Origin of the sequence: Cupriavidus consociatus (assembly GCF_017814975.1) — a bacterium.
In the GTDB taxonomy this organism is placed as follows: domain Bacteria; phylum Pseudomonadota; class Gammaproteobacteria; order Burkholderiales; family Burkholderiaceae; genus Cupriavidus; species Cupriavidus consociatus.
Genome location: NZ_JAGIQA010000002.1, coordinates 230,957 through 255,963 on the forward strand (window position 1 = coordinate 230,957; position 25,007 = coordinate 255,963).

At 65.8% G+C, this 25,007-nt stretch carries 22 protein-coding genes; 17 read left to right on the top strand and 5 right to left on the bottom strand.

Going from position 1 to position 25,007, the window contains the following annotated elements:
• Positions 1–68 precede the first annotated feature (68 nt).
• Positions 69–410, top strand: a complete 342-nt coding sequence (mmlI, locus tag J8I82_RS04220) for a 4-carboxymethyl-4-methylbutenolide mutase MmlI (RefSeq protein ID WP_209754703.1) — start codon at positions 69–71, stop codon at positions 408–410.
• A gap of 41 nt (positions 411–451) precedes the next feature.
• Positions 452–727: a muconolactone Delta-isomerase gene (catC, locus tag J8I82_RS04225; protein ID WP_209754704.1), complete on the top strand. Its 276-nt coding sequence runs from the start codon at positions 452–454 to the stop codon at positions 725–727.
• Between the two features lie 33 nt (positions 728–760).
• Here catC and J8I82_RS04230 read toward each other — a convergent pair whose 3' ends face one another.
• The 3 genes from J8I82_RS04230 to J8I82_RS04240 are packed head-to-tail and all read right to left on the bottom strand — an operon-like array spanning position 761 to position 4,407.
• Complete coding sequence (locus J8I82_RS04230; protein ID WP_209754705.1) at positions 761–2,491, bottom strand: cobaltochelatase CobT-related protein; 1,731 nt, start codon at positions 2,489–2,491, stop codon at positions 761–763.
• The gene (locus tag J8I82_RS04235; RefSeq protein ID WP_209754706.1) at positions 2,488–3,501 is read right to left on the bottom strand and encodes an AAA family ATPase; all 1,014 of its coding nucleotides are present in this window, start codon (positions 3,499–3,501) and stop codon (positions 2,488–2,490) included. The genes J8I82_RS04230 and J8I82_RS04235 overlap by 4 nt, the downstream gene beginning before the upstream one ends.
• Positions 3,502–3,558: 57 nt before the next feature.
• Positions 3,559–4,407, bottom strand: coding sequence for an IclR family transcriptional regulator (locus tag J8I82_RS04240; protein WP_348635551.1), 849 nt, complete (start codon positions 4,405–4,407; stop codon positions 3,559–3,561).
• Between the two features lie 334 nt (positions 4,408–4,741).
• Between J8I82_RS04240 and J8I82_RS04245 the strand changes: the two genes are divergently transcribed.
• From J8I82_RS04245 to pdeM, 12 genes are all read left to right on the top strand, one after another.
• Positions 4,742–6,178, top strand: a complete 1,437-nt coding sequence (locus J8I82_RS04245; RefSeq protein WP_209754708.1) for an amino acid permease — start codon at positions 4,742–4,744, stop codon at positions 6,176–6,178.
• 63 nt (positions 6,179–6,241) lie between these two features.
• A complete protein-coding gene (pdxR, locus tag J8I82_RS04250) occupies positions 6,242–7,813 on the top strand; it encodes a MocR-like pyridoxine biosynthesis transcription factor PdxR (protein WP_209754709.1) in 1,572 nt (523 codons plus the stop codon).
• A gap of 138 nt (positions 7,814–7,951) precedes the next feature.
• Complete coding sequence (locus J8I82_RS04255; RefSeq protein ID WP_063239806.1) at positions 7,952–8,368, top strand: nuclear transport factor 2 family protein; 417 nt, start codon at positions 7,952–7,954, stop codon at positions 8,366–8,368.
• Between the two features lie 16 nt (positions 8,369–8,384).
• Positions 8,385–9,827 (top strand): NAD(P)/FAD-dependent oxidoreductase, encoded by a 1,443-nt coding sequence (locus tag J8I82_RS04260; RefSeq protein WP_209754710.1) that lies wholly within the window; start codon positions 8,385–8,387, stop codon positions 9,825–9,827.
• Positions 9,828–10,367: 540 nt separating this feature from the next.
• On the top strand, positions 10,368–11,468 hold the full coding sequence (locus J8I82_RS04265; RefSeq protein ID WP_209754711.1) for a SagB family peptide dehydrogenase: 1,101 nt from the start codon (positions 10,368–10,370) through the stop codon (positions 11,466–11,468).
• Positions 11,458–12,429: a diiron oxygenase gene (locus J8I82_RS04270; RefSeq protein WP_209754712.1), complete on the top strand. Its 972-nt coding sequence runs from the start codon at positions 11,458–11,460 to the stop codon at positions 12,427–12,429. The genes J8I82_RS04265 and J8I82_RS04270 overlap by 11 nt, the downstream gene beginning before the upstream one ends.
• Before the next feature lie 18 nt (positions 12,430–12,447).
• The gene (locus tag J8I82_RS04275) at positions 12,448–13,650 is read left to right on the top strand and encodes an MFS transporter (RefSeq protein ID WP_209754714.1); all 1,203 of its coding nucleotides are present in this window, start codon (positions 12,448–12,450) and stop codon (positions 13,648–13,650) included.
• Between the two features lie 7 nt (positions 13,651–13,657).
• Positions 13,658–14,122 (top strand): GNAT family N-acetyltransferase, encoded by a 465-nt coding sequence (locus J8I82_RS04280; protein WP_209754716.1) that lies wholly within the window; start codon positions 13,658–13,660, stop codon positions 14,120–14,122.
• A 128-nt stretch (positions 14,123–14,250) separates the two neighbouring features.
• A complete protein-coding gene (locus J8I82_RS04285; RefSeq protein ID WP_245179387.1) occupies positions 14,251–15,459 on the top strand; it encodes a ligase-associated DNA damage response exonuclease in 1,209 nt (402 codons plus the stop codon).
• Positions 15,456–17,129 (top strand): ATP-dependent DNA ligase, encoded by a 1,674-nt coding sequence (locus tag J8I82_RS04290; RefSeq protein WP_209754719.1) that lies wholly within the window; start codon positions 15,456–15,458, stop codon positions 17,127–17,129. Before J8I82_RS04285 ends, J8I82_RS04290 begins: the two co-directional genes overlap by 4 nt.
• Positions 17,126–19,813, top strand: a complete 2,688-nt coding sequence (locus tag J8I82_RS04295) for a ligase-associated DNA damage response DEXH box helicase (RefSeq protein ID WP_209754721.1) — start codon at positions 17,126–17,128, stop codon at positions 19,811–19,813. The genes J8I82_RS04290 and J8I82_RS04295 overlap by 4 nt, the downstream gene beginning before the upstream one ends.
• On the top strand, positions 19,810–20,529 hold the full coding sequence (pdeM, locus tag J8I82_RS04300) for a ligase-associated DNA damage response endonuclease PdeM (protein ID WP_209754723.1): 720 nt from the start codon (positions 19,810–19,812) through the stop codon (positions 20,527–20,529). The genes J8I82_RS04295 and pdeM overlap by 4 nt, the downstream gene beginning before the upstream one ends.
• Here the strand turns inward: pdeM and J8I82_RS04305 are convergent.
• The gene (locus tag J8I82_RS04305) at positions 20,514–21,284 is read right to left on the bottom strand and encodes an SDR family NAD(P)-dependent oxidoreductase (protein ID WP_209754725.1); all 771 of its coding nucleotides are present in this window, start codon (positions 21,282–21,284) and stop codon (positions 20,514–20,516) included. The genes pdeM and J8I82_RS04305 overlap by 16 nt on opposite strands.
• Positions 21,285–21,580: 296 nt before the next feature.
• Between J8I82_RS04305 and tauA the strand changes: the two genes are divergently transcribed.
• From tauA to J8I82_RS04320, 3 genes are read left to right on the top strand one after another with little or no spacing between them, the layout of a single operon-like run.
• Positions 21,581–22,579: a taurine ABC transporter substrate-binding protein gene (gene tauA, locus J8I82_RS04310; RefSeq protein ID WP_209754727.1), complete on the top strand. Its 999-nt coding sequence runs from the start codon at positions 21,581–21,583 to the stop codon at positions 22,577–22,579.
• A 41-nt stretch (positions 22,580–22,620) separates the two neighbouring features.
• Complete coding sequence (locus tag J8I82_RS04315) at positions 22,621–23,397, top strand: taurine ABC transporter ATP-binding protein (protein WP_209754728.1); 777 nt, start codon at positions 22,621–22,623, stop codon at positions 23,395–23,397.
• 10 nt (positions 23,398–23,407) lie between these two features.
• Positions 23,408–24,292, top strand: coding sequence for an ABC transporter permease subunit (locus J8I82_RS04320; RefSeq protein WP_209754729.1), 885 nt, complete (start codon positions 23,408–23,410; stop codon positions 24,290–24,292).
• 317 nt (positions 24,293–24,609) lie between these two features.
• On the opposite strand, the gene J8I82_RS04325 is transcribed toward J8I82_RS04320, so the two are convergent.
• A complete protein-coding gene (locus J8I82_RS04325; RefSeq protein ID WP_209754730.1) occupies positions 24,610–24,882 on the bottom strand; it encodes a hypothetical protein in 273 nt (90 codons plus the stop codon).
• Between the last annotated feature and the right edge of the window lie 125 nt (positions 24,883–25,007).

Here is a 25,007-nt window from a genome sequence, read left to right on the forward strand (position 1 = left end):
GCGGCGCGAGGGCCAGCAAGGCGCGCAACGGCCACGCGTGAACCAATACCGAACCAAGAGGAGCCAATATGATTCGACTGCTGTACCTGCTGGTCAAGCCGGAAGGCATGTCCGACGAAACCTTCCGCGCGGAATGCCTGCGCCACGACGAGATGTCGCACGATGTGCCCGGCCTGCACAAGTACGAGGTCCGCCTCGTCGCCGGACAGCCCACCGATACCCATGTGCCCTACTTCGACACCGGGCACGTCGATGCCATCGGCGAATGCTGGTTCGAGAGCGAAGCCGCCTACGCCACTTACCTGGCGTCTGATGTCCGCAAGGCCTGGTTCGAGCACGGCAAGACCTTTATCGGCCGCCTCAAGCCATTCCGCACGGCGCCCGTCACCGGCGACGCCAGCGCGAGCTGACCGTCCAGACACACTGCATCCCGACAAGCGAGGAGACCCCCATGCTTTATTGCGTACAGATGGAAGTGAAGATCCCGGAATCGCTTCCGGCAGACCGCGCCGAAGCGATCAAGGCCGCCGAAAAGGCGCGCGCCATCGAAATCCAGAAGTCCGGCAAATGGCCCCACCTGTGGCGCGTGGCCGGCCGCTATGCCAATATCAGCATCTTCGACGTGGAAAGCAACGATGAGCTGCACGACTTGCTGTCTTCGCTTCCGTTGTTTCCCTATATGACCATCGCGGTCACGCCGCTGGCGCGCCATCCATCGGCGATCTAGCGACGGCCTGGCAGCGGTTTCAACGACGGGCGGCTACCGCCGCCTCGTCGCCACCAACCCCGCCACCTCATCCAGCATCGCCATATCCACCGGCTGCGCCAGGTCCAGCGCCAGCGTGTGCCGGTAATACGGGCTGAGGTCCAGCCCGACCCCCAGCCCCAGCACTTCCACGTCGCGCAACGTCTCGTGCCGCGCCACGACGGCCTTGAGGTGGTTGTCGAGATAGCTGGCATCGTTGGCCAGCCCGGTGGCGGTATCCATCGGGCTGCCATCGGACACCACCAGCAGGATGCGGCGAGTCTTGCCGGTAGCGTGCAGCCGCGCGCAGGCCCACTCCACCGCCTCGCCATCCACGCCTTCGCGGAACAGGTCGGCCTTGAGCAAGGCGGTCATGTCGGTGCGCGCACGGCGCCAGCTGCGCGCGGCATCCTTGAACACCATGTGACAGGTTTCGTTGAGCCGGCCAGGGTGAGCCGGCCGGCCGCGCGCGAGCCAGTCGGAGCGGGCGCGGCCGCCGTTCCAGGCGTTCGTGGTGAAACCCAGCACCTCGGTGGCCACGCCGGCCTGGTCGAGGGCACGCGCGAGCAGGTCGAGCAGCAATGTCAGCGGCTCCGCCCGCGCCTTCATCGATCCCGAGCAGTCCACCAGGAAACCCACCACGCAATCGGCATGCGCCTTGTACGCTTCGCGGCGGAACAGGCGCCGCTCGGCGGGCGAGCTGACCAGTTGCGCCAGCCGGCGGCCGTCGATGCGGCCGCTTTCCTCGCCGAAGGACCAGCCATCGACACGCGGCTGCGCCAGCGCGGCGCGCAGCTTGCGGGCCAGCCGCGCCACGTTGACGCCGGCGCGGGCAATGCGCGCGTCCAGCCGCGTGCGGTACTCGTCGAGCAAGGCACGGCGCACCAGCGTGGCGGCGCGCACTTCGCGGTCGTAGCGGGTGGTGAAGATGCGGTAGCCATCGGCGGCGTCGGCCAGCACGCGGCTGTGGCCGCTGTCGGCGAGCGCGAAGGCTTCGGCGGGTGGCTCGTCGAAATCGAGCCATAGCGCAAAGCCGGCGCGTGCTGAGGAAACGGCATTGTCGTCATCCTCGCCGGCATGCGGCGCTTCGCTGCGGACCATGTCCGCGACGGTACGTGCCAGCGCCAGCGCATGCACGGCAAACCCGGACTGGTCGTGGCGATGCGCGCGCAGCCCGGCCAGCGCCGTGCCCAGCACGGGGATGATGGCGGCGCGCGTGCCCTCGATCAAGTCTTCGGTCTCTTCCAGCACCGGCTCACCGCTCAGGCGCGACCACGCCACCTGCGCCACGGTGTAGAGCAGGATGCCGAGATGGCCCTCGGTCAGCCCCGAGCGATGGAACGCGCGCGACCATGCCATGAAGCGGTGCCGCAGGTTCGCTGCCACGCCGGCCATGCCGCGCGGCAGGCGGGTTTCGCAGCGCAGTTGCTCGAGCAGCTCGAAGACCAGGCGCTCGACCGGATCGGCGGGACAGAGGCTGCGGTGCAGCGTGGCATCGGAATGCGCCTGCCGCAGCGCCGCGCCGTCGGCGGCGCCGCGCAGGCAGGCCGCCGTGTCGGTATCCGGATCGGTACGCAGGTGCGGCGCGTGCTGCGGCACCGGCCGCATCGCGCGCCATAGCTTTCCATCGCGGAAATGCAGCGCGGCGTCGCCGGTCAGCGCGCGCACGGCGGCTCCGGAGAGCTCGTCCTGCCGCTGGCGCCGGCGCAGCTGCGCGGCCGGCGCCGTGGCCGACGCCGCGGTCATCGCGCGGACTCCGACGCGGCCGCAACCGCGGCGGTGTCGCCGGGCAGCTGCCCGAAGCAGCGCTGGTAATACTCCGCCACCACCGGCCGCTCGGCCTCGTCGCACTTGTTCAGGAAGGTCAGCCGGAACGCCAGCCCCGGATCGCGGAAGATCTGGCAGTTCTCGGCCCAGCTGATCACGGTGCGCGGCGACATCAGCGCCGACAGGTCGCCCGCCGCAAACCCGCGCCGCGTCAGCCCCGCCATGGCCACCATGGCGTCGACCAGCGTGCGGCCGGCGTCGTTGTCCAGCTCGGGCACGCGCGCCAGCACGATGCCCGCCTCTTCCTCATGCGGCAGGTAGTCCAGCGTGGCGACCACGTTCCAGCGGTCGATCTGCGCATGATTGAGCAACTGGGTACCGTGATAGAGCCCGTTGACGTTGCCGAGCCCCACGGTATTCGAGGTGGCAAACAGGCGGAACGACGGATGCGGCCGGATCACCCGGTTCTGGTCGAGCAGCGTGAACTTGCCGTCGCGCTCCAGGATGCGCTGGATCACGAACATCACGTCGGGCCGGCCCGCGTCGTATTCATCGAAGATCAGCGCCACCGGCCGCTGCAGCGCCCACGGCACGATGCCTTCCTGGAATTCGGTCACCTGGCGCCCGTCGCGCACGACGATGGCGTCCTTGCCGACCAGGTCAAGCCGGCTGATATGCCCGTCCAGGTTGACGCGCACGCACGGCCAGTTGAGCCGCGCCGCCACCTGCTCGATATGGGTGGATTTGCCGCTGCCATGCAGCCCCTGCACCATCACGCGCCGGTCGCGCATGAAGCCGGACAGGATCGCCAGCGTCACCTCCGGCTGGAAGCGGTAGGCCGGGTCGACCTCCGGTACGTGGTCGTCGCGCTCGCTGAAGGCTGGCACCATCAGGCCGGAATCGATGCCGAACATCTCGCGGACCGGAATCATCCGGTCCGGCTTGCCATACTGCTCTTGCGTCACCTCATGCTCCTCGTTGGTCGCCATGCCTTTTTTCACCTTGGCACCGCGACCAGCGGAGCTACCCGCGTGACGCCGTGCGCGCTATTCGTCCTCTTCGGCGCTTTCCGCGCCTTCCGCGCCGCCTTGCCAGCTGCTGGCGCTTTCGGCCTCGATCGCCGCCAGCGCGCTCGCCGCGCGCTGCAGCGCGGGCAGCAGCTGCACCACCTTGTCGCGCGCCACGCGCATGACCGGGGCCTGCAGCGCTAGTCCCAGGTTGGACTTGCCGCCATCCGCGGCCGGCACCAGCACGCCGATGCAGACCAGCCCGGGCAGGAATTCCTCGTCATCCAGCGCGTAGCCGTCACGCTTCACGCGCTCCAGTTCCGCTTCCAGCTGCGCGTGATCGGTCAGCGTGTTCTGCGTGTACCGCTCCAGCTCCGCATGCGCCAGCAGCCGCTGCCGCTGCGCCGGCGCCAGCTGCGCCAGGAACAGCTTGCCGGTGGCCGAGCAGTGCGCCGGCACGCGCGAGCCCGGATGCAGGTAGAAGCGCAGCGGCGCCGCGGTTTCCACGCGGTCCAGGTACAGCACCTCGCCGCCCGAGAACGCGGTCAGGTTGCAGCTCTCGCCCACCTCTTCCACTAGCCGCCGCAGCACCATGTGGCGCGCGCCGTGCGAGGTGCTGTTGAGCAACAGGTTCTCCGCCAGCCGGCGCAGCCGCAGGCCGGTGCCGTATTGCCGTCCGTCGCCATTGCGCTGGATCAGTCCTGCCGCCTCGAGCTGCTGCAGCATGCGGTGCAGCGTGGGCTTGGGCAGGCCGGTTTCTTCCACCAGCGCCTGCAGGTTGAAGGACTGGTCCTTCTCCGCGATGACTTCGAGCAGGCCGAACAAACGCAGTGCCGGCGTGTCTCCGTCGGGCTTGGCGTCACTTTTGGCGAGGCGCATATCGTTCATGCCTGGCTCCATCATAGGTAAGTTTCATTTTCAGAGTCAAATCATATCAATTATCGAAACTTCTGGTTGACCTTCCGCCTAGGAGGGCCTACATTCCGGTGAAACAATAATTTTTCGGAACAACTGGTTCCGGATTTTTAAGTAAACACCGGAGACTAGTCGACATGGACGGATAAGCATCCCGCACCCGGGATTGCAAGCACTGAACCGACCACGGCCCTGGCTGGCGTTTCCCGCGCCGCCACCTATACCGAAGAGAAGCCGTGGCGCCTGCCAAAAACGCTGGTCTGGCTGCAAGTAGCACCGGCAGCACGCGCAGCACAGGAGACACACCATGATCCAACAACCCCAGTCCGGCAACGGACTTTCCCACGGCCTCAAGCAACGCCACATGACCATGATCGCGCTTGGCGGCGTGATCGGCGCCGGCCTGTTCGTCGGCAGCGGCGTCGTCATCAAGTCGGCCGGCCCCGGCGCGGTCCTTTCCTTCCTGATCACCGGCCTGCTGGTGGTGCTGGTCATGCGCATGCTTGGCGAGATGGCCTGCGCGCTGCCCGGCACGGGCGGCTTCTACGAGTATGCGCGCGAAGCCTGGCGCGACCGCCCCGCGGTGGGCAACCTCGCCGGCTTCCTGACCGGCTGGATGTACTGGTACTTCTGGGTCATCGTGGTGGCGCTCGAAGCCGTCGCCGGCGCCGACCTGGTGCGCTACTGGCTGCCGGACGTGCCTAACTGGATCATCAGCCTGGTGCTGCTGGTGATGCTGACGCTGACCAACCTGGTATCGGTCAAGTCGTTCGGCGAGTTCGAGTTCTGGTTCGCCTCGATCAAGGTCGCGGCAATCATCGTGTTCCTGTTCGTCGCCGGCGTGTACGTGCTGGGTCTGGCTCCCGGCGCCCAGGGCATGCAGGTGGCCAACCTGACCGTCAACGGCGGCTTCCTGCCGAACGGCATCGTGCCGGTGCTGACCGGCGCGGTCGCGGCCACCGGCTTCTACTTCGGCGCCGAGATCGTCACCATCGCCGCCGCCGAGACCGCCGAGCCGCAGAAGGCAGTGGCCAAGGCCACCAGCTCGGTGATCACGCGCGTGCTGGTGTTCTATGTCGGCTCGATCCTGCTGGTGGTATGCCTGGTGCCGTGGAACTCCAACAGCATCGCCACGCCGTACGTCAGCGCGCTGAACGTGATGGGCGTGCCCGCCGCCGCGCAGATCATGAACGCGATCGTGCTGACCGCGGTGCTGTCGGCGCTCAACTCCGGCCTGTACGCTTCGTCGCGCATGCTGTTCGCGCTGACCCGCCGCGGCGATGCGCCGCAGTCGCTGGCCCGCGTCAGCCGCAACGGCGTGCCGGTGCGCGCGATCCTGGTGGCCACGCTGTTCGGCTACGGTGCGGTGGTGATGTCCTATGTCTCGCCCGATACGGTGTTCGCCTTCCTGGTCAACTCGTACGGCACCGTCGCCATCTTCGTCTACATCCTGATCGCGATCTCGCAGCTGCGCCTGCGCTCGCGGCTGGAACGCGAAGCGCCGGGCCTGCTGCGGGTGCGCATGTGGTGCTTCCCGTATCTCACCTATGTCGCGATCCTGGGCATGCTGGGCATCGTGATTGCCATGGCCTTTATCCCCGACCAGCGCACCCCGCTTGCGCTGGGGGTGGTCAGCCTGCTGATCCTGCTGATTGCCTACGGCGCGCGGCAACTGTTTCGCCGTGGCGCGGAGCCGGTAGTGCCGCTGGCAGAGATGCCAGGGCCCAACCTCCACAAGTATTGATGTGCCACGCGGCGCGCCAGTGCAGTAAGCTGGCGCGCTGTGCCGTTTAGCTGCCCCCGCACCATGAGCCTCAAGTCCCCCTCCACCATGTGGTTCCAGCTGTTCCAGCAGCACGCCCTGTCCGGCCTGAGCCTGCAGGGCAAGATCCGCCAGATGCTGGTGTCGGCGATCCTTGACGAGCAACTGCCGCAGGGCGAGCCACTGCCGAGCAGCCGCGAACTGTCCGCGCAGCTGCGCGTGGCGCGCAACACCGTGGTGCTGGCTTACCAGCAGCTGGTCGATGAAGGCTACCTGGTGGCGCGCGAACGCAGCGGCTATTTCGTCAATCCCGAGATCCTCGGCACGCGCGTCAGCGGCGTGGCCTCGCTGCGCGGCGAGCCGGTGCCCGCACGCGGCGGCGAACCGGACTGGGATCGGCGCTTCGTGTTCCGCCCCACGCAGCAGCGCAATATCGTCAAGCGCGCCAACTGGCGCGACTACACGTACCCGTTCATCTACGGCCAGTACGACCCCACGCTGTTCCCCACCGCCGACTGGCGCGAATGCTGCCTGAAGGCGCTCAGCGTGCTCGATATCCACGACTGGGCCCAGGACATGATCCTGCGCGACGACGAGTCGCTGGTGCAGCAGATCCGCACGCGCGTATTGCCGCGCCGCGGCGTCTGGGCCGGCGCCGACGAGATCGTGGTCACCGTGGGCGCGCAACAGGCGCTGTACCTGCTGGCCGACCTGCTGGTCAGCCCCGATACGCCGGTCGGCATCGAAGACCCCGGCTACCCGGATGCGCGCAATATCTTCGGCTCGCATACCTCGCATCTCGTGCCACTGCCGGTCGACGGCGAGGGCCTGGTGCTATCCGACGCGCAGCGCGCGTGCGACTACGTCTACGTCACGCCCGGCCACCAGTGCCCCACCACGGTCACCATGCCGCTCGCCCGCCGCCAGGCGCTGCTGCGCCAGGCCGAGGAGGCGGACTTCGTGCTGATCGAGGACGACTACGAAAGCGAGAGCCGCTTCGAAGGCGATCCCACCCCAACGCTCAAGAGCCTGGACCGCGGCAACCGCGTGATCTACGTCGGCAGCCTGTCCAAGAGCCTGGCGCCGGGGCTGCGTATCGGCTATGTCGTCGGGCCGGCGCCGCTGATCGCCGAGTTGCGCGCGGCGCGGCGGCTGATGCTGCGGCATCCGTCCGCGTATATCCAGCGCGCGTTCTCGCTGTTCCTGTCACTGGGCCACTACGACGCGCACCTGCGGCGCCTGTCGGCGGCGCACCGCGAGCGCGCCGAGGCGGTGCTGGCGGCGCTGGCCGCGCATATGCCCGACTTCCGCCCCGTGCCGATCGCCGGCGGCGCGTCATGCTGGATCGAAGGGCCGCCCTGGCTCGACGCCGACGCGCTGGCGCGCCTGGCCGAGCTGCAGGGCGTGCTGATCGAGCCCGGCAGTGTTTTCTTCATGGCCGAGCCGGCGCCGCGCAACGTGTTCCGGCTGGGCTATTCGTCGATCTCGCTGGACCGCATCGAGCCCGGCATCCGCGTGCTCGCTGGCGTGGCGCGTGAGCTGCAGGCCACCGGCGGCGCGGCAGGCGCGGCCGCAGCGGACGCCACCGTCACTTCCCACGCGCGCCCCGCGGCCTGAAAGCGTTGGCTGGCGCTGGCCCAAGCGATTGTCCCGAACTGGCGCTACAGCGGCGCGGCCGGCTTCCCTATCCTCGAGTCATGGCCGGTTCCGCAGCGTCTTGCGCGGGCCGGTGGACAACACTCAGGAGACCAAGCCATGTCCGATCGCAACACCGCCGCGGGTATCGAACTGCTGCAAGCCTTCAACGACGCCTGGAACCGTCACGACCTCGAAGCCCTGATGGGCTTCATGGCCGATGACTGCGCCTTCCACGGCGTGGCCGGCAGCGAACTGCTGGGCCGCAGCTTCATCGGCCGCGACGCCGTGCGCGAAGGCTTCCAGCTCGCGTGGCAGACCTTCCCCGACGCGCAATGGGTCGATGGCGAGCACTTTGTCGTGGGCGACCGCGGCGTCAGCGAATCCACCTTCAAAGGCACCCGTGCCGACGGCGCCCGCATCGAAGCGCGCATGGTCGACGTCTTCACCTTCCGCGACGGCAAGATCGCGGTGAAGAACGCCTACCGCAAGGACCGCCCGCCGGTGGTGGCGCCGGTGGTGGCCGCGCAAGCCTGAACGCAGGAGACGCGCCATGGAAGCCGTAGTCCCCCGCAGTGCCCTGGGCGGCGAGCACACGACCGCGCCGTCGCGTCCGTACGACCCCGCCTACGACCCGCTGCATACCCCCACCCCCGGACAGGGCCGCGAGTACGCGCCCACCTACTGGATCGGCACCGCCGGCACGCCGCCCGCCGACGACGGCCCGATCACGCATGACATCGACGTCGACGTGGCCATCATCGGCTCCGGCTTCACCGGCCTGACCTGCGCGATCTTCCTGGCGGAGCAGTACGGCATCAAGGCCACCGTGCTCGAAGCCAACCGTGTCAGCTGGGGCTGCAGCACGCGCAACGGCGGCCAGGCGCAATGCGCGTCGGGACGGCTCAAGCGTTCGCAATGGATCCAACGCTACGGACTCGATACCGCACTGCGCCTGCATGAGGAAGTGTGCGACGGCATGGAGACCTTCAAGGGGCTGATCAAGAATATCGACTGCGACCCGCAGCCGGGTGGCCACCTGTATATCGCGCACCGCGACAAGGTGATGCCGGGGCTGGAGAAGGAAGCGAAGATCCTGCGCGAAATCTTCAACTACGACGCGCGCATCCTCGATGCCGACACCGTGCGCCGCGAATACGTCGACGACAAGGAAGCCGCGGGCGCCATGCACGAGCCCGAAGGCATCGGTATCCACGCCGGCAAGCTGGCTTTCGGCTACCTGCGCCGCGCGCGCGAGCTGGGCGCCAAAGTGCATCCGTCCAGCCCCGTGACCGGCTGGGAAACGCGCAACGGCGTGCACTACCTGCGCACTCCCGGCGGCATCGTGCGCGCCCGCGCGGTGGGCGTCGCCACCGGCGGCTACACCTCGCAGTCGCTGCACCGCGAGCTCAAGAACCGGCTGTTCCCGATCCTGTCGAACTCGATCGTCACGCGCCCGCTGACCGCCGATGAACTGGCGGCGTGCAACTTCCGCACCACGCAGGTCATCACCGACACGCGCATCCTGCGCCACTACTACCGGCTGATGCCCGACGGCCGCCTGCAGATCGGCAGCCGCAGCGCGATCACCGGCAACGACGCGCCGCAGGACCAGTACAAGCAGAAGCTGATCGCCGACATGTACCGCAAGTTCCCGGCGCTGCGCGGCATCCAGATCGACTACTCGTGGTGGGGCTGGGTCGACGTCAGCCACGACATGATGCCGCGCATCACGCAGCCAGATCCGTCGCAATCGATCTACTACGCGATGGGCTATGGCGGCAATGGCGTGATGTACTCCGCGCAGGCGGGCAAGCGGCTGGCGGCGCTGATCGCCGGCAAGGAATCGTCGCTGCCGCAGCTGCCGATCTTCCGCTCGCCGCTGCCGTTCCCGAATGTGCGCGAGATGGTGGAGTCGCAGATGTTCGCGCCGTTCCGCCGGATGGGGCAGCGGGTGCTGTATCACTGGTATCACTGGAAGGATGATGTGTTTTGAAGATGGGCGGCCGCATGGCCGCACTGCTTCTCCCATCCAAGCGCACTAGCTGGCATTCGGCGAGCCACCAAGCTCGCCCATTGAAGCGCCGGTCACATTGCCAGCGCCGGCATCCATGCCATGCGGTGCCGCGCCGATCAAACGCCCACTTCCCTACCTCGGTTTAACTCACGAGCCAAACGCCGGGCGAACCCCGAGTCGCTTGAGCAATAGCCCGTGTACACACCGTCCCGTTAGGCCCTCGCTTTTCCACGCTCAATGCGCCCGCATATCGGCGCGCGCACACGCCTACCTTCAAAAGGCGGACGATTCCACGCGACTAATCGGAATCGTCGTATCGCCGTTCGGCCTTTCACCTCCTACTTTTCAAATACCGCACATTTTGGTGCGGCAACTCGGTATCACGTAGGAGGCATCACCGTCATGAAAGAAATCAAGCTCGAATCCGCGAAAATGGCGAACTGGACCCAAATTGGCGAACCCATCAAGAAGTAATTAACTCAGGCGCCCCAGCCGGGGCGCCTGACGGAGGGAATTGATATGAACCTGCATATTAACCCCAATATATTTCTGATTTTTACACAAGATGGCGTTGTGCTATGGGACTTCGAAAGACACCATCAATATGCCCTCGCTCCGGACTATGCTTCTCGCCTACTGGAAATTGCTTACAACGGCAGCACCCTCGCAACGGACACGCGGATTGATAGCGAGCTACAAAGAAATAATATCGTCGCTAATCACGTGTTCGGACAGCATGATTGGGGCTGGGATATTCTTGCGCGCATATTTCATGTTGGAACCAAGGACATTCCACAAAATTCAACACCCACGACCGCCCGGCAGTGGGCCATGAATCATGCTGCACTGTGCGTCGACACATTGAATCGCGAAATTCCGCCCTATAGAACTCAGTTCGCATGCCCCACCATTTCCTTGCCTGCGCCAGACCTATCGACCGTTGACAGTAAATCGCTCTGGCAAAGCTTGCTTGAGCGTCGGACCTGCAGAGAGTTTCGACAGGAGAGCGTGAATCGAGAAACACTAAGCACCATATTATATTCCACGTTCGGATTTCTAAGTGAGCGAGAAGAAGGAATCAATAAATACGTTCCAAAATATTTGCGCCAAAGAAGAAGTAGCCCATCTGGCGGCGGCTTGAACTCGACCGAGGTTTACATTTGGGCCCTTCGCATTGATGGATTACGTCCTGGGACGTACCACTATAGCCCTGCCACCCACAGCCTCATGTTGATTAACGAAATCCCCGATCCAGATGTCCTGCCCGCTGTGCTGATGGGTCAGTATTTTTCCTCCGGGCTAGCTTTCGGCGCTTTCATCGCTAGCAGATTCGATCGAATGTGGTGGAAATACGGTCACTCAAGAGCCTATCGCGTATCGCTATTGGACATTGGCCATCTATCTCAAACGTTTCAGCTGACAAGCACTGCGTGCGGCCTGAAGACATGGATATCCGCCGCATTCAAGGACAGCGACATTGAAAGATTGCTGGATATCAAGTCGCTTAGTGAGCAGGTCCTTCTCTTCGTTGGCGCCGGCTATAGCAACGGCGAAGACCTCGATGCTGCGAGCCGACAGGTACTTGCCGAATACTCAACGAGCAGCACAGATGAAACCTGAAAACTACCCACCGACGACCATCTACGACGGGGAGACCGGATATCTGCTTGAGTGGGACAAGCAGTCCGCTGTCCGGGTGAGACCCTACAAATACAACTGCCAACCCACTAATAAGAATGACCCGAAGTCAGGAAACTGGTTCTTTCCCTCCGCCCTTTCTTTTCTGTCTCATCCTCTGCTGGCGCATCTCACGCCAGATCAAGTACAGGAACTCCTGGCAAGGAACCTGGTTAGCTTTCTAGAGTACACCACGTTGCTCGAGCATAGGATAGTCAATAGATCAGTCGAACACATCGTCCATAATTGCCTACCGGTCGCAGTTCCGCATGGCATGTGTATGGATGCTTTACGCATTTATACCGACGAAGGATATCATGCTGTCATGTCCGCAGATGTGGCACATCAAGTCTCCGAAATTTTCGGAATATCGCAAACTACGCGCCAATTCAGTCGAATATCGCGCCTTGAGGCGCTGGCTTCGGGCTTTCAACAACAGGCGCTCGGATGGTTCCTTATTGGCTTTGTTTCGGAAACGGCCATAACCAAGGAATTCGCCAAAATGGGGCGATCTGCCCTCGTACCTGCGGTCCACAGTATGCTTATGGATCACTTGTCAGACGAATGGAAGCACAGCCGATGCTTTGTCCGTATGTTCTCGTACCTCTGGCCGCGCCTCACTCGCCCCGAACGGGAATTCTGCGCGACTCAGCTACCAGTAATCATTCAGGAATGCTTTCGCCTAGACGAGAGTCTCCTTGAGCGCGACCTGGCCGCATTAGGTCTTGATAGCAACGTAGCGCAAACAATTTCGGCGGAAAGAAATAACGAAACGGCAAATCGTCTGCGTGCAAAGAATGGGGCAAGTGCAACGCTACATGCCCTGCGAGAATGCGCATTCTTCAGCGAGCCGCGATATGTAGCCAATTTTGCCAAACATGGTCTTATTGATCCGGCGGGCTGATCCGACAGGAGACCTATATTGCCAGACACTACCCCCAAAAACCATCGCTTACTGCTTCTTATCAGTCTTCTGATTCTATTGAGCGCTGTACCGCTCGACGTCATGCTACCGTCGTTTCCCGCGTTGGCCACCCACTTCCACACCGGGATTGACAATATAGCACTTTCGATCAGCATCTTCTCCATAGGCTTTTCGATTGCACAATTGTTCGTCGGTCCGCTATCCGATCGCTTCGGACGCAAGAAGCTGCTGATGATTGGAATTCTTCTTGCCCTTGTCGGAGCGACGGGTTGCATCTTCTCCTATAACTATGGCGTCTTCATTGCTTTTCGGGTTCTCCAATCCATCGGATGCGCCTCATTTGTTCTAGCCCAGGCCATTGTTCAGGACGCATTCAAGGGAACAGAAGGCGTGAGAACAAGAATCTTGACGACGACGTTGTCCGGCATATTTATTTCCTGCTCACCTTTGCTCGGATCCATTCTTCAATCCGCTTTAGGATGGGAGGGTAGTTTCTTACTATTCTCAATCATTTCCTTGATCATACTCTTTCAGGTTCACTATCGCTTCGAAGAAACTTCCAACATTCATCATGGCAGCATGCTGTTTTATGGACGAGCCTACCTCCGGATACTTGGAAACCGACCTTTCCTGATCTACTCAGTGATTGGGGCTTTAGCCTTTTCCTGCCACCTGGCCTTCATCATTGTGTCACCGACAATATTCATTGCCGGGCTTAAAATGAACAACTATCATTATTCCTTAGTGCTACTGGGTTACGGAACTGCCTATATAGCAGGTGGATATTTGGCATCATACGCGGCGAAAATAATCGACACTCGCCAACAGATCAAGCTAGGGCTGCTGCTGATGATGCTATCCGGATTCCTCATGCTCGCGATGTCGCACTATGAAGCAGAGGCAGCCCTGACAGTTCTATTGCCGATGCTTGCCTGTACGGCAGGAACCGTATTTGTTCGTCCCGCGACTGCCACCGAAGCGATGAATCTATTCGACGAGATCGCGGGTACGGCAGCAGCTGCGGGCAGCACTATAAGGTTCTGCGCTGCCGGGACCATCAGCGCCTTGGTCAGCGTAATGGGCAACAATACCATTCTCAATCTGAGTTGGGCGATAATTATGTCGAGCATCACCAGCATACTCCTGTTCGCGTACTTGCAGACACCCATAGCAAAGGGATCCGCGGAATCGGAAGCCTAATATCCTGATGATCAAACTTTCCCCTCTTACTGAAGCTGAGTTTGAGAAATTCTCGCAGCGCTCGGTATCCGATTATGCGGAAAACATGACGAAATGCTCAACTCTGACCATGTCTACGGCATTATCAAAAGCCGGCCAGATTTTCCGCAGGTACTTGCCACATGGACCAGACACACCGAATCATCATTTATTGTCAATTCGCCCAATATATGCAACGCATGCCGTAGGAGACATCTGGCTTCAAGTCAAAAAAAAAGATAAATCCGCATTCCTGTTTGACATCTACATTTATCCCGACTATCGCGGACTTGGTTATGCCAAGAGTGCCCTCTTGGCAGTTGAAGGCTATGTTCGGACACTTGGCGTATCCACAATCCGACTCCATGTATTCGGACATAACCATGCTGCGCGAAGTCTGTATGGCAAGCTTGGCTATGCGGACAGTCATGTGACGATGATGAAAGACCTGTAGCGCGTACGACCATTTTTACGCTTGTCGGACCCCCACCGACACCCAAACCGGACCCCACCGCCTCCTCACCCTCCATGCCGCCGCAGTATGATGCCCAAGTCTCCCACCCCCGGGAGCATCGCGGCCGCATGCCGGCCGCAGTGCATCAGGAGGCACGCTTGGACCACCCCCGGCCGCTCCCGTCCGAACCCGCGCGCCCTGGCGACCTGGTCGTCGCCCGGCCTGAAGGGTTGTATTGCCCGCCCGGCGATTTCTATATCGATCCGTGGCGCCCGGTCGAGCGCGCGGTCATTACCCACGCCCACTCCGACCACGCCCGCTTCGGCCATGCGCATTACCTGTGCTCGGATCCCGGCCGCGGCGTGCTGCTGGCACGGCTGCCCGGCATCCACCTCAACACCCTGCCCTACGGCGAACGCATCACCCATCACGGCGTCACGCTGAGCCTGCATCCGGCCGGACACGTGCTCGGCTCGTCCCAGGTGCGGCTGGAATACGGGGGCCAGGTCTGGGTGGCCTCCGGCGACTACAAGCTGGAGGCGGACGGAACCTGCGACCCGTTCGAGCCGGTGCCGTGCGATACCTTCATCACCGAAAGCACCTTCGGCCTGCCGATCTACCGCTGGCCGTCGCAGGCAACGCTGATGGCGGAGATCTTCCACTGGTGGCAGGCCAATGCGCAGGCCGGCCGCGCCAGCGTGGTCTACGCCTACACCTTCGGCAAGGCCCAGCGCATCCTGCATGGCCTGCTGCACCACGCCGGCGTCGATGGACTTCCCGGGCCGGTGATCGTGCATGGCGCGCTGGCCACGCTCAACGCCGCCTACGCCGACGCCGGCGTGGCGCTGCCGCCGATGGTGCTGGCGTCCGAGCTGCCGCCGCGCAGCCCGCTGCTGCGGCAGGCGCTGGTGGTGGCGCCGCCATCGGCGCAACGCTCGGCGTGGCTGCGGCGCTTCGGCGATGCGTCCGATGCCTTTGCCAGCGGCTGGATGCAGTTGCGCGGCACGCGCCGGCGCCGCGGGGTCGACCGCGGCTTTGCGCTGTCCGACCACGCCGACTGGCCGGGGCTGCTGCAGGCAATCAGTGCCACCGGCGCTGGCCGCATCATCGTGACCCACGGCAATGTGCCGGTGATGGTGCGCTACCTGAACGAACGTGGCTGGCAGGCGCAGGCGTTCGAGACCGAGTACGGCGACGACGATGAATCGGTGCGCGTGGAGGCGCAGGCGTCTGAAGCGGGGGATGGGGTCCACAATGGGGCCGATGACGGGGCCGATGACGGGGTCGGCGATAAAGCCGCCGAAAACGGCGCCAGCGAAGAACAGGCCGCCCCATGAAAGCCTTCGCCGACCTCTACGCCGCGCTCGACGGCACCACCTCGACCAAGGCCCGGCTGGCCGCGCTGGTCGGCTACCTGCGTGTCGCGCCGCCGCGGGACGCGGCGTGGGCCGTTTACTTCCTGGCCGGCGGCAAGCCACGGCAGATCGTCCCGGTGTCGGTACTGCGAGAACTCGCGCGCGAAGCCGCCGGCCTGCCCGACTGGCTGTTCGAGGAGAGCTACCAGGCCGTGGGCGACCTCGCCGAAACCATCGCGCTGCTGTTGCCTGAACCCATGGACGCCGACCACGCCGGCCTGGCCGAATGGGTCGAGCAGCGCCTGCTGCCGCTGCGCGGGCTGCCGCCGGAAGACCTGATGCCGCGCCTCGACGCGCTGTGGCGGCCACTCGACGCGCAAGGCCGGCTGGTGCTGTTCAAGCTGATCACCGGCGCCTTTCGCGTCGGCGTGTCGCGCCTGCTGGTTACGCGCGCGCTGGGCGAGGTGGCGGGCATCGATCCCAAGCGCGTGGCCGAGCGCATGGTCGGCTACACGGACCTGTCGGCGCGTCCCGATGCCGCGCGCTTCCTCGCCCTGCTGGCGCCGGAGAGCGACGACGACCGCCAGCTGCGCGCCGGCGGCCAGCCCTACCCGTTCTTCCTCGCGCATCCGCTGCAGGCACCCGTCGAGCAGTTCGGCGACGTGCTCGGCGGCCTCGGCGGCTGGCTGGTCGAATGGAAATGGGACGGCATCCGCGCGCAACTGGTGTGCCGCGGCGGGCAGACCTGGCTGTGGTCACGCGGCGAGGAACTGATCACGGAGCGCTTCCCGGAGATCGTCGATGCCGCGGCAGCCCTGCCCGATGGCACGGTGCTCGACGGCGAGATCGTGATCTGGCAGCACGGCCGCGTGCAGCCGTTCGCGTTGCTGCAGCAGCGCATCGGCCGCAAGACGCTGAGCGCGAAGCTGCTGCGCGATGCGCCGGCGATCCTGATGGCGTACGACCTGCTCGAATGGCAGGGCGAGGACTGGCGCACCCGGCCGCAGGCGGAGCGCCGTGCGCGGCTGGAGCAGGTGGTCGCCAGCCACATCCATCCCGCGCTGGAGCTGAGCCCGCTGGTCGACGCCGACAGCTGGGAGCACTACGCGCGGCTGCGCGATGCCTCGCGCGACCTTGGCGTGGAAGGCTTCATGCTGAAGGCGGCGGATGCGGCCTACGGCGCCGGCCGCACCAAGGACGTGGGCGTCTGGTGGAAATGGAAGATCGACCCCTATTCGGTCGATGCGGTGCTGATCTACGCGCAGCGCGGACATGGCCGCCGCGCCAGCCTCTATACCGACTTCACCTTCGCGGTATGGAACGCGCCGCAGGGTACGCCGGGGCGGACGCTCGTGCCGTTCGCCAAGGCCTATTCCGGACTGACCGACCAGGAGATGCGCGCAGTCGATGCCATCATCCGCCGCACCACCGTCGAGAAATTCGGCCCGGTGCGCAGCGTCGAGCCCACGCAGGTGTTCGAACTCGGCTTCGAGGGCATTGCCCGCAGCGGCCGCCACAAGAGCGGCATCGCGGTGCGCTTCCCGCGCATGCTGCGCTGGCGCACCGACAAGCCCATCGAGGAAGCCGACACCCTGGCCTCGCTGGAAGCCATGCTGCCCGGTGCCACCCCGCCCCGGGAGGACGCCGCATGACTCCGCCGCGTGCCGCGCGCAAGCCGGCGGAGGACGGCGCCGCCGAGCCGCTCACCGTCGCGCAGGGCCTGCAGGCACTGTTCGATGTGCGCGGCTGGCAGCCGTTCGCGTTCCAGCGCGAGGTGTGGACCGCCATCGCGCGCGGCCAGAGCGGCCTGCTGCATGCCACCACCGGCACCGGCAAGACCTACGCGGCATGGCTGGGCGCGCTGATGGCATTCGGCACCCCGCGCGCCGCGCCGTCGCACGAGAAACCGGCGCCGCCCCTGACGGTGCTGTGGCTGACGCCGATGCGCGCGCTCGCCGCCGACACCACGCGCGCGCTGCAGGCGCCGCTGGCGGAACTCGATCTCGACTGGACCGTGGCGCTGCGCACCGGCGACACCGGCAGCGCCGAGCGCGCCGCGCAACAGCGCCGCCTGCCGACCGCACTGGTGACCACGCCGGAAAGCCTGACGCTGATGCTGACCCGCGCCGATGCACAGGAAACCCTGCGGCGCGTGCGCATGGTGGTGGTCGACGAATGGCACGAGCTGATCGGCAACAAGCGCGGCGTGCAGGCGCAGCTGGCGCTGGCGCGGCTGCGGCAATGGCAGCCGGCGCTGATGGTGTGGGGACTGTCGGCCACGCTCGGCAACCTGCCGCATGCCGCCGAGGTGCTGCTGTCCGGCGTGCCGCAAGACCAGCGCGTGCTGGTGCACGGCCACGCGCCCAAGACGCTCGTCATCGACACGCTGCTGCCGGGCAATGCCAGCCGCTTTCCGTTCGCCGGCCACCTGGGCCTGTCGATGCTGCCGCACGTGGTCGAGGAGCTCGGGCACAGCGGCACCACGCTGGTCTTTCTCAATACCCGCTCGCAGGCCGAGCTGTGGTACCAGGCGCTGCTCGATGCGCGCCCCGACTGGGCCGGCCAGATCGCGCTGCACCACGGCTCGCTCGACCGCGCGGTGCGCGAGTGGGTGGAGCTGAGCCTGAAGAACGGCGAGCTGCGCGCGGTGGTCTGCACTTCCAGCCTCGATCTCGGCGTCGACTTCCTGCCGGTCGAGCGCGTGCTGCAGGTGGGGTCGCCCAAGGGCGTGGCGCGGCTGCTGCAGCGCGCCGGGCGCTCCGGCCATGCGCCGGGTCGCGCCTCGCGCGTGACGGTGGTGCCCACGCACAGCCTGGAGCTGGTGGAAGCGGTGGCCGCGCGGCACGCGGTGCAGGCGGGCCGGATCGAAGCGCGCGAGTCGCCCGACAAGCCGCTCGACGTGCTGGTGCAGCACCTGGTGACGGTGGCGCTGGGCGGCGGCTTCCGGCCCGAGGCGCTGCTGGCCGAGGTGCGCGGCGCCTGGGCCTACCGTGAGCTGGCTGACGCCGAATGGCAATGGTGCCTGGACTTCGTGCGCCAGGGCGGCGCCACGCTGTCGGCCTATCCCGACTTCCGTCGCGCCATACCCGACGAGGAAGGCGTCTGGCGCGTGCCCGACGCGGGGCTGGCGCGGCGCCACCGCATGAGCGTGGGCACCATCGTCAGCGACGCCACCATGCAGGTGCGCTACTGGAGCCGCGCCGGCAGCGGCGGCGCCTCGCTGGGCTCGGTCGAGGAAGGCTTTATCGCGCGGCTGGCGCCGGGCGACTGCTTCCTGTTCGGCGGCCGCCTGCTGGAGCTGGTGCGCGTGCAGGAGATGACCGCCTACGTGCGCCGCGCCACCGGCAGGCGCCCGGTGGTGCCGCGCTGGAACGGCGGCAAGATGCCGATGTCGACCGAGCTGGCCGAAGCGGTGATCGACACGCTCGAAGCCGCCGCCGCGGGCCGGCTCGATCCGCGCATCACGCCCGAACTGCCGCTGATCCAGCCGCTGGTGGACTTGCAGGCGCAGTGGTCGGCGCTGCCCACGCGCCAGACCCTGCTGGCCGAGTCGCTGCACTCGCGCGAGGGCTGGCACCTGTTTCTCTATCCCTTCGCCGGCCGCTCGGTCCACCTTGGCCTGGGCAGCCTGCTGGCGTGGCGGCTGGGGCAGAAGGTGCCGGCGACGTTCTCCGTCGCCGTCAACGACTACGGGCTGGAACTGCTGGCCTCGGCGCCGCTGGACTGGATCCAATGGCTGCCGCAGGTGCTGGCCGAGGAGCGCCGGCGCGACCTGGCCGCCGACGTGCTCGGCAGCCTCAACGCGGGCGAGTTGTCGCTGCGGCGCTTCCGCGAGATCGCCCGCGTGGCGGGGCTGATTTTCCAGGGCTACCCGGGCGCGCCCAAGAGCGCGCGGCAGCTGCAGGCGTCGTCGAGCCTGTTCTACGAAGTCTTCCGCAAGCACGATCCCGGCAACCTGCTGCTCGGCCAGGCCGAGCGCGAAGTGCTGATGCAGGAACTGGATGCGCACCGGCTGGCCGCAACCCTCGAACGGCTGGCCGCGCTCAGGCTTGACCTGCACGAACTGAAGCGGCCCACGCCGCTGTCGTTCCCGCTGGTGGTGGAATTCCTGCGCGAGAAGCTCAGCACCGAGAAGCTGGCCGACCGCATCGCGCGCATGCTCGCCGAGCTGGAACTGGCGGCGGGCCCCGAGCCCGGTGCAGCCGCCGGCATGCAGGCCGAAGCAGTGGCCGAGGCCGCGCGCTTCGGCATGGCCGACCACGCCGGCCCGTCCACCCGCACGCCGCGCAAGCCCCGCCGCGCGCGCAAGCCCTCCAGACCCCTGCCGCTGCTATGACACCGGATGCCGGCACCCTGCAGGCCAATGGCGCTTGCGCCATTCAGGTGGCGGGAGAAACGCTGTGGCTGTTGCCCGAGCACGCGGCCTGGTGGCCGGTGGCGGGCATGCTGATGGTGGCCGACGTGCATTTCGGCAAGGCCGCGGCGTTCCGCGCGCTGGGGCAGCCGGTGCCGCACGGCACCACCGGCGACAACCTCGGCCTGCTGACGCAGCTGACGCGGCAGTTGCCGGTCGCGGAACTGGTCTTCCTGGGCGACTTCCTGCACGCTCGCGCGGCGCGCACGCCGGCGGTGCTGGCGGCGCTGGACGGCTGGCGCCGCAGCCTGCCGCCGCAGGTACGCTGCACGCTGGTGCGCGGCAACCACGATGCGCGTGCCGGCGACCCGCCCGATTCGCTGCAGATCCGCGTGGTGACGGAGCCCGCCGTGGCGAGCCCGTTCGCGCTATGCCATTTGCCTGGCGCGTCCCCACTGGGCTACGTGATTGCGGGCCACCTGCACCCGGCCTGCCGCTTGCGTGGCGCCGGCGCCGACAGCCTGCGCCTGCCCTGCTTCCTGTTCGGCCCGCGCGGCGCCATCCTGCCCGCCTTCGGCGCCTTCACCGGCCACGCCACAGTGCGGCCGCAGCCGGACGAACGCGTCTACGTGGTCGGCGGCGGCCGCGTCTGGCCGGTTGGCCGAGCGCCTCGGAACAGCGCTCAGAACAGGGTATAGCCGCCGTCGATGACGAAGGTGTCGCCGGTGTGGTAGGCCGACGCCGGGCTCATCAGGTAGACCGCAATGCCCGCGAAATCGCTGCCCTCGCCCCAGCGGCGCATCGGCACGCGCTTGTGCACCATCTCCTGGAAGGCATCGTTGGCCTGCGCGGCGCCGGTCATCTCGGTCTTGATCCAGCCCGGCAGGATCGAATGCGCGCGGATGCCCTTGCGCGCATATTCGACGGCCAGGCCGCGCATCATCGAGATCACGCCGCCCTTGGTGGCGGCATAGTGCTCGGTGCGCGGCGCGCCTTCGATGGCCGCGACCGACGCGGTGCTGCACAGCACGCCGCCCTCGCCCTGCACCAGCATCTGCCGCACCGCGGCGCGCAGCGTGAAAAAGGCGCCATCCAGGTTGACGCGCATGGTCTTGCGCCAGACCTCCGTCGTCATCGCATCGAACGGCCCCTTGTTGCCGCCAATGCCGGCGTTGGCGAAGCAGCCGTCGATCCGGCCCAGCGTCGCCACCGTGCGTTGCATCGCGGCATCGACCGCCTGCTCGTCGCCCACGTCGCACACCTCGGTGTGCACCCGGCGGCCATGCTGCGCCAGCCGGTCGGCGGCGGCGGCGTTCTTGTCCGCGTTGGTGCCCCAGATGGCGATATCCGCGCCGGCCGCGGCCAGGCCCTCGGCAATGCCCAGCCCGATGCCGCCGTTGCCGCCGGTCACCAGGGCCACTTTTCCTGTCAGGTCGAAGGGGTGCTTGCTCATGTCTGTCTCCTCGGATGGGTGGGTCGCTGCCTCGACCGGACATTGTTGACCCGTCACGGCGCAAAGCTCGTCGTCGGATCCGATGAGTTTGGATGCGTGCGGGCGCACTTTCGGGCCGCTAAGGATTTCCATGATTGACGCTTGCCCTTGCCACCGCTCCGCCCGCCCTGTCGCCATTTCCCGCCCCGCAACGAGGCTGGCTCCAGCGAATCCGGCCAACTGGTCCTATAGCGGCGGATCGGCGCTCACCTATAAAGCCGAGACCTTCAACCCCTTTCCTTTCGAGGAGCAGAACCATGCGGTGGATCAAGCGACTTGCGACGTATTTCGCCCTGGCAGCAGCACTGGTGCCAGCCGCCCACGCGCAAAGCAAGGATGTAGTGATTGCTTACCAGGACATGGTGGTGCCCTGGCGATATGCGCAAGACATGAAGGAGCTGGAGAAGCAGACCGGCTACAAGGTGTCCTTCCGCCAGTTCGGCGGCGGCGGCGACGTGATCCGCGCGATGGCGTCGGGCCAGATCGCCATCGGCGAGGCGGGCACATCGCCGATCGCTTCGGCGCTGTCGCAAGGGCTCGACGTGGAGCTGTTCTGGATCCTGGACGACATCAACGCGGCCGAGGCCATGGTCGCGCGCAACGGCAGCAAGATCGCCAGCATCGCCGACCTGAAAGGCAAGCGCGTGGGCGTGCCGTTCGTGTCGACCACGCACTATCACACGCTGGTCGCACTGGAGCGCGCCAAGGTCAACCCCAAGGATGTGCGCATCGTCAACATGCGTCCGCCCGAGGTCGCGGCCGCGTGGGAGCGCGGCGACATCGACGCGACCTTTATCTGGGACCCGGTGCTGGCCAAGCTCAAGCAGTCGGGCACGGTGCTGACGACCTCCGGCCAGATCGCCGCCGATACCGGCAAGGCGACCTTCGACGGGATGATCGCCAACAAGAAATTCGCGCGGGAAAACCCGGAATTCATGGTCAAGCTGGTGCGCGTGCTGGCTGCCGCGGACGACAACTACCGCAAGAACAAGGGGTCATGGACCGCCGATTCGCCAATGGTCAAGGCGGTGGCCAAGGTCTCCGGCGCCAAGGCCGAGACGGTGCCGGCCAGCATGGCGCTGTATGCCTTTCCGACGCTGGAAGAACAGGTCTCGGAGCGCTGGCTCGGTGGCGGCGCGGCGCGCGCGCTGCAATCGGCGGCGCAGTTCCTGAAGGAGCAAGGGACCATCCAGACGGTGCTGCCGGACTACGGCAAGGGCGTCAATGCGGAATGGGCCAGGCGTGCGCTGCGGTAACGCGCGCTGTGTGTGGAACGGCAAGAGCAGCGGAAATCGTCATGAACAAACTTGAAATCGATAACCTCAGCGTGAACTACGGCGCCACCGGCGGCGCCCGCACGCTGGCCCTGTCGCAGGTCAATCTCACCATGGAGCGCGGCGATTTCGTCGTCGCGCTGGGCGCGTCGGGCTGCGGCAAGACGACGCTGCTGTCGTGCATCGCCGGCTTCATGGAGCCCTCGGAAGGCGAGATCCGGCTGAACGGCAAGGCCGTGCGCGGGCCCGGTGCCGAGCGCGGCGTAGTGTTCCAGAAGCATGCGCTGATGCCGTGGCTGAGCGTGGCCGACAACGTGGCGCTGGGCCTGCGCCTGCGCGGCGTGCCGCGCGCCGAGCGCTTGCGCATCGCACGCGAGAAGCTGGCCGCGGTTGGGCTGGAAGCGGCGGCGGCCAAGCCCGTCTACCAGCTCTCCGGCGGCATGCAGCAGCGTGTGGGGATCGCGCGCGCGCTGGCCTGCGATCCGGCGGTGATGCTGATGGACGAACCGCTGGGCGCGCTCGACGCGCTGACGCGCGAGTCGATCCAGGCGCTGATCCTCAGGCTGTGGGCGAAGGAGCAGAAGATCGTCTTCTTCATCACCCACAGCGTGGAAGAGGCGCTGTTCCTGGCGACGCGGCTGATCGTGATGACACCGTCGCCGGGCCGCATCGCGCATACCTATGAACTGCCGTTCGCGCGCCGCTTCATCGAGTGCGGCGATGCCCGCCAGGTCAAGTCCGACCCGGAATTCATCCGCTACCGCGAAGAGATCGTCGACCTGATCCATGCCACCGCCTGAGGAATACAAGATGCCCGCTTCCGCTCAACGCATCGAAACCGCGCCGCGCGCAGCGCCCGGCGCCGCGCCTGCCTCCGCCCCTGCCAGCAAGCCGATGAAAGCCGTCTCGGGCTATCGCCTGCCCGGCGAGGGTTCGAGTTCGCGCATCTCCACCGTGACCGTGGTGGGCCTGCTCGTGCTGTGGTGGATTGCCAGCCACCTGCGCTGGCTGCCGCCGCTGTTCCTGCCCACGCCGGAATCGATCGTCACCGCCTTCATCGATGCCTGGCAGGGCAACCTGCAAGGCGGCCAGCCGCTGACCGAGCATTTCACCGCGAGCATGGTGCGCGTGTTCGGCGCGTTCGGGCTGGCGGTGGCCACGGCGGTGCCGATCGGCGTGCTGATGGGCGTGTCGCGCATCGCGCGCGGCATCTTCGATCCGCCCATCGAGTTCTACCGTCCGCTGCCGCCGCTGGCCTACCTGCCGCTGATCGTGATCTGGTTCGGCATCGACGAGACCTCGAAGGTGCTGCTGATCTTCCTGGCGTGCTTCGCGCCGCTGGCGATGTCGGCGCAGGCCGGCGTGCGCTCGGTCACGATCGAGCAGATCAACGCGGCCTATTCGATGGGCGCCACGCCGTGGCAGGTGGTGCGGCACGTGGTACTGCCCGCGGCGCTGCCCGACATCCTGACCGGCATGCGCATTGCGATCGGCTTCGGCTGGACCACGCTGGTGGCGGCCGAGATGGTGGCCGCGACCGCCGGGCTGGGGCAGATGGTGCTGAATGCTTCCAACTTCCTGCGGACCGACGTGGTGATCATGGGGATCGTGCTGATCGGACTGATTGCCTATGTGTTTGATTTGCTGATGCGGAAGATGGCGAAGTGGATGGTGCCTTGGAAGGGGAGGATGTAAGGCGTTTTTGGCGGGCTACCATTTCGGTGCCCGCGGGTTCTTAGCCTGCGGCTGGCATCTGGTGGTGATTTGATATGCCCTGGTTTCGCCCCTAAAGGGGCGAGTCACTTTTGCCCGAGCGGCAAAAGCCGTAGCCCAGTACGCGTCGCTGCGCTCGCTCGGCGCTTTCGCCGATGAGCCCGTGCGCCCAGCCTGGCCCGCCTGTTTGCTCCCCTCTCCCGCTTGCCGCAGAGGGGCCGGGGGTGAGGGCCGGAGCATCAACGAAGTGCTGCGCTTGACTTCGGACGACGGCGTCTGGCACATACACTTCAGCCCCTTCACTGGCACTCCAGAATCACGTCAATCAACCGCTTGCCGAAATGCAGCGCGCCCTGCTCCGCCGCGGCGCGCGTGAAGTAGTCCTGCTCGTCGACATCAAGGCCGTACTGCATGTCAGTCGTCGGCGCCTTCGAGCGTCCGACACCGAGCAGGTAGCCCCACTTCGGGCCGGGCGTGTCTCGCGCGACCGCGATATCCGCCATTTCGAAGGCCATCACGTGGACATACATGCCGCGATAGCCCTCGGTGATCCACCTCAAGGGTTCTGCCATGGTCTCCCCGCCTGTCGCAGCTGGTCCCCGGTAACCCGCCAATGCTACGCAACACAGCCCGGTCCCGTCACTTGTACGAAATCCCGCCTTTTCGAACCAGCAAGGCCGGTTCCGCACTATCATCG

What these genes read in the sequence shown, in the direction of transcription:
- J8I82_RS04285 (WP_245179387.1), top strand. Translation starts at nt 14,251, where the DNA reads ATGCCGGCCGCAGTGCATCAGGAGGCACGCTTGGACCACCCCCGGCCG.
- J8I82_RS04315 (WP_209754728.1), top strand. Translation starts at nt 22,621, where the DNA reads ATGAACAAACTTGAAATCGATAACCTCAGCGTGAACTACGGCGCCACC.
- pdxR (WP_209754709.1), top strand. Translation starts at nt 6,242, where the DNA reads ATGAGCCTCAAGTCCCCCTCCACCATGTGGTTCCAGCTGTTCCAGCAG.
- tauA (WP_209754727.1), top strand. Translation starts at nt 21,581, where the DNA reads ATGCGGTGGATCAAGCGACTTGCGACGTATTTCGCCCTGGCAGCAGCA.
- J8I82_RS04265 (WP_209754711.1), top strand. Translation starts at nt 10,368, where the DNA reads ATGAACCTGCATATTAACCCCAATATATTTCTGATTTTTACACAAGAT.
- J8I82_RS04235 (WP_209754706.1), bottom strand. Translation starts at nt 3,501, where the DNA reads ATGGCGACCAACGAGGAGCATGAGGTGACGCAAGAGCAGTATGGCAAG.
- pdeM (WP_209754723.1), top strand. Translation starts at nt 19,810, where the DNA reads ATGACACCGGATGCCGGCACCCTGCAGGCCAATGGCGCTTGCGCCATT.
- J8I82_RS04305 (WP_209754725.1), bottom strand. Translation starts at nt 21,284, where the DNA reads ATGAGCAAGCACCCCTTCGACCTGACAGGAAAAGTGGCCCTGGTGACC.
- J8I82_RS04260 (WP_209754710.1), top strand. Translation starts at nt 8,385, where the DNA reads ATGGAAGCCGTAGTCCCCCGCAGTGCCCTGGGCGGCGAGCACACGACC.
- J8I82_RS04320 (WP_209754729.1), top strand. Translation starts at nt 23,408, where the DNA reads ATGCCCGCTTCCGCTCAACGCATCGAAACCGCGCCGCGCGCAGCGCCC.
- J8I82_RS04245 (WP_209754708.1), top strand. Translation starts at nt 4,742, where the DNA reads ATGATCCAACAACCCCAGTCCGGCAACGGACTTTCCCACGGCCTCAAG.
- mmlI (WP_209754703.1), top strand. Translation starts at nt 69, where the DNA reads ATGATTCGACTGCTGTACCTGCTGGTCAAGCCGGAAGGCATGTCCGAC.
- J8I82_RS04270 (WP_209754712.1), top strand. Translation starts at nt 11,458, where the DNA reads ATGAAACCTGAAAACTACCCACCGACGACCATCTACGACGGGGAGACC.
- J8I82_RS04230 (WP_209754705.1), bottom strand. Translation starts at nt 2,491, where the DNA reads ATGACCGCGGCGTCGGCCACGGCGCCGGCCGCGCAGCTGCGCCGGCGC.
- J8I82_RS04240 (WP_348635551.1), bottom strand. Translation starts at nt 4,407, where the DNA reads ATGAACGATATGCGCCTCGCCAAAAGTGACGCCAAGCCCGACGGAGAC.
- J8I82_RS04280 (WP_209754716.1), top strand. Translation starts at nt 13,658, where the DNA reads ATGATCAAACTTTCCCCTCTTACTGAAGCTGAGTTTGAGAAATTCTCG.
- J8I82_RS04290 (WP_209754719.1), top strand. Translation starts at nt 15,456, where the DNA reads ATGAAAGCCTTCGCCGACCTCTACGCCGCGCTCGACGGCACCACCTCG.
- J8I82_RS04325 (WP_209754730.1), bottom strand. Translation starts at nt 24,882, where the DNA reads ATGGCAGAACCCTTGAGGTGGATCACCGAGGGCTATCGCGGCATGTAT.
- J8I82_RS04295 (WP_209754721.1), top strand. Translation starts at nt 17,126, where the DNA reads ATGACTCCGCCGCGTGCCGCGCGCAAGCCGGCGGAGGACGGCGCCGCC.
- catC (WP_209754704.1), top strand. Translation starts at nt 452, where the DNA reads ATGCTTTATTGCGTACAGATGGAAGTGAAGATCCCGGAATCGCTTCCG.
- J8I82_RS04255 (WP_063239806.1), top strand. Translation starts at nt 7,952, where the DNA reads ATGTCCGATCGCAACACCGCCGCGGGTATCGAACTGCTGCAAGCCTTC.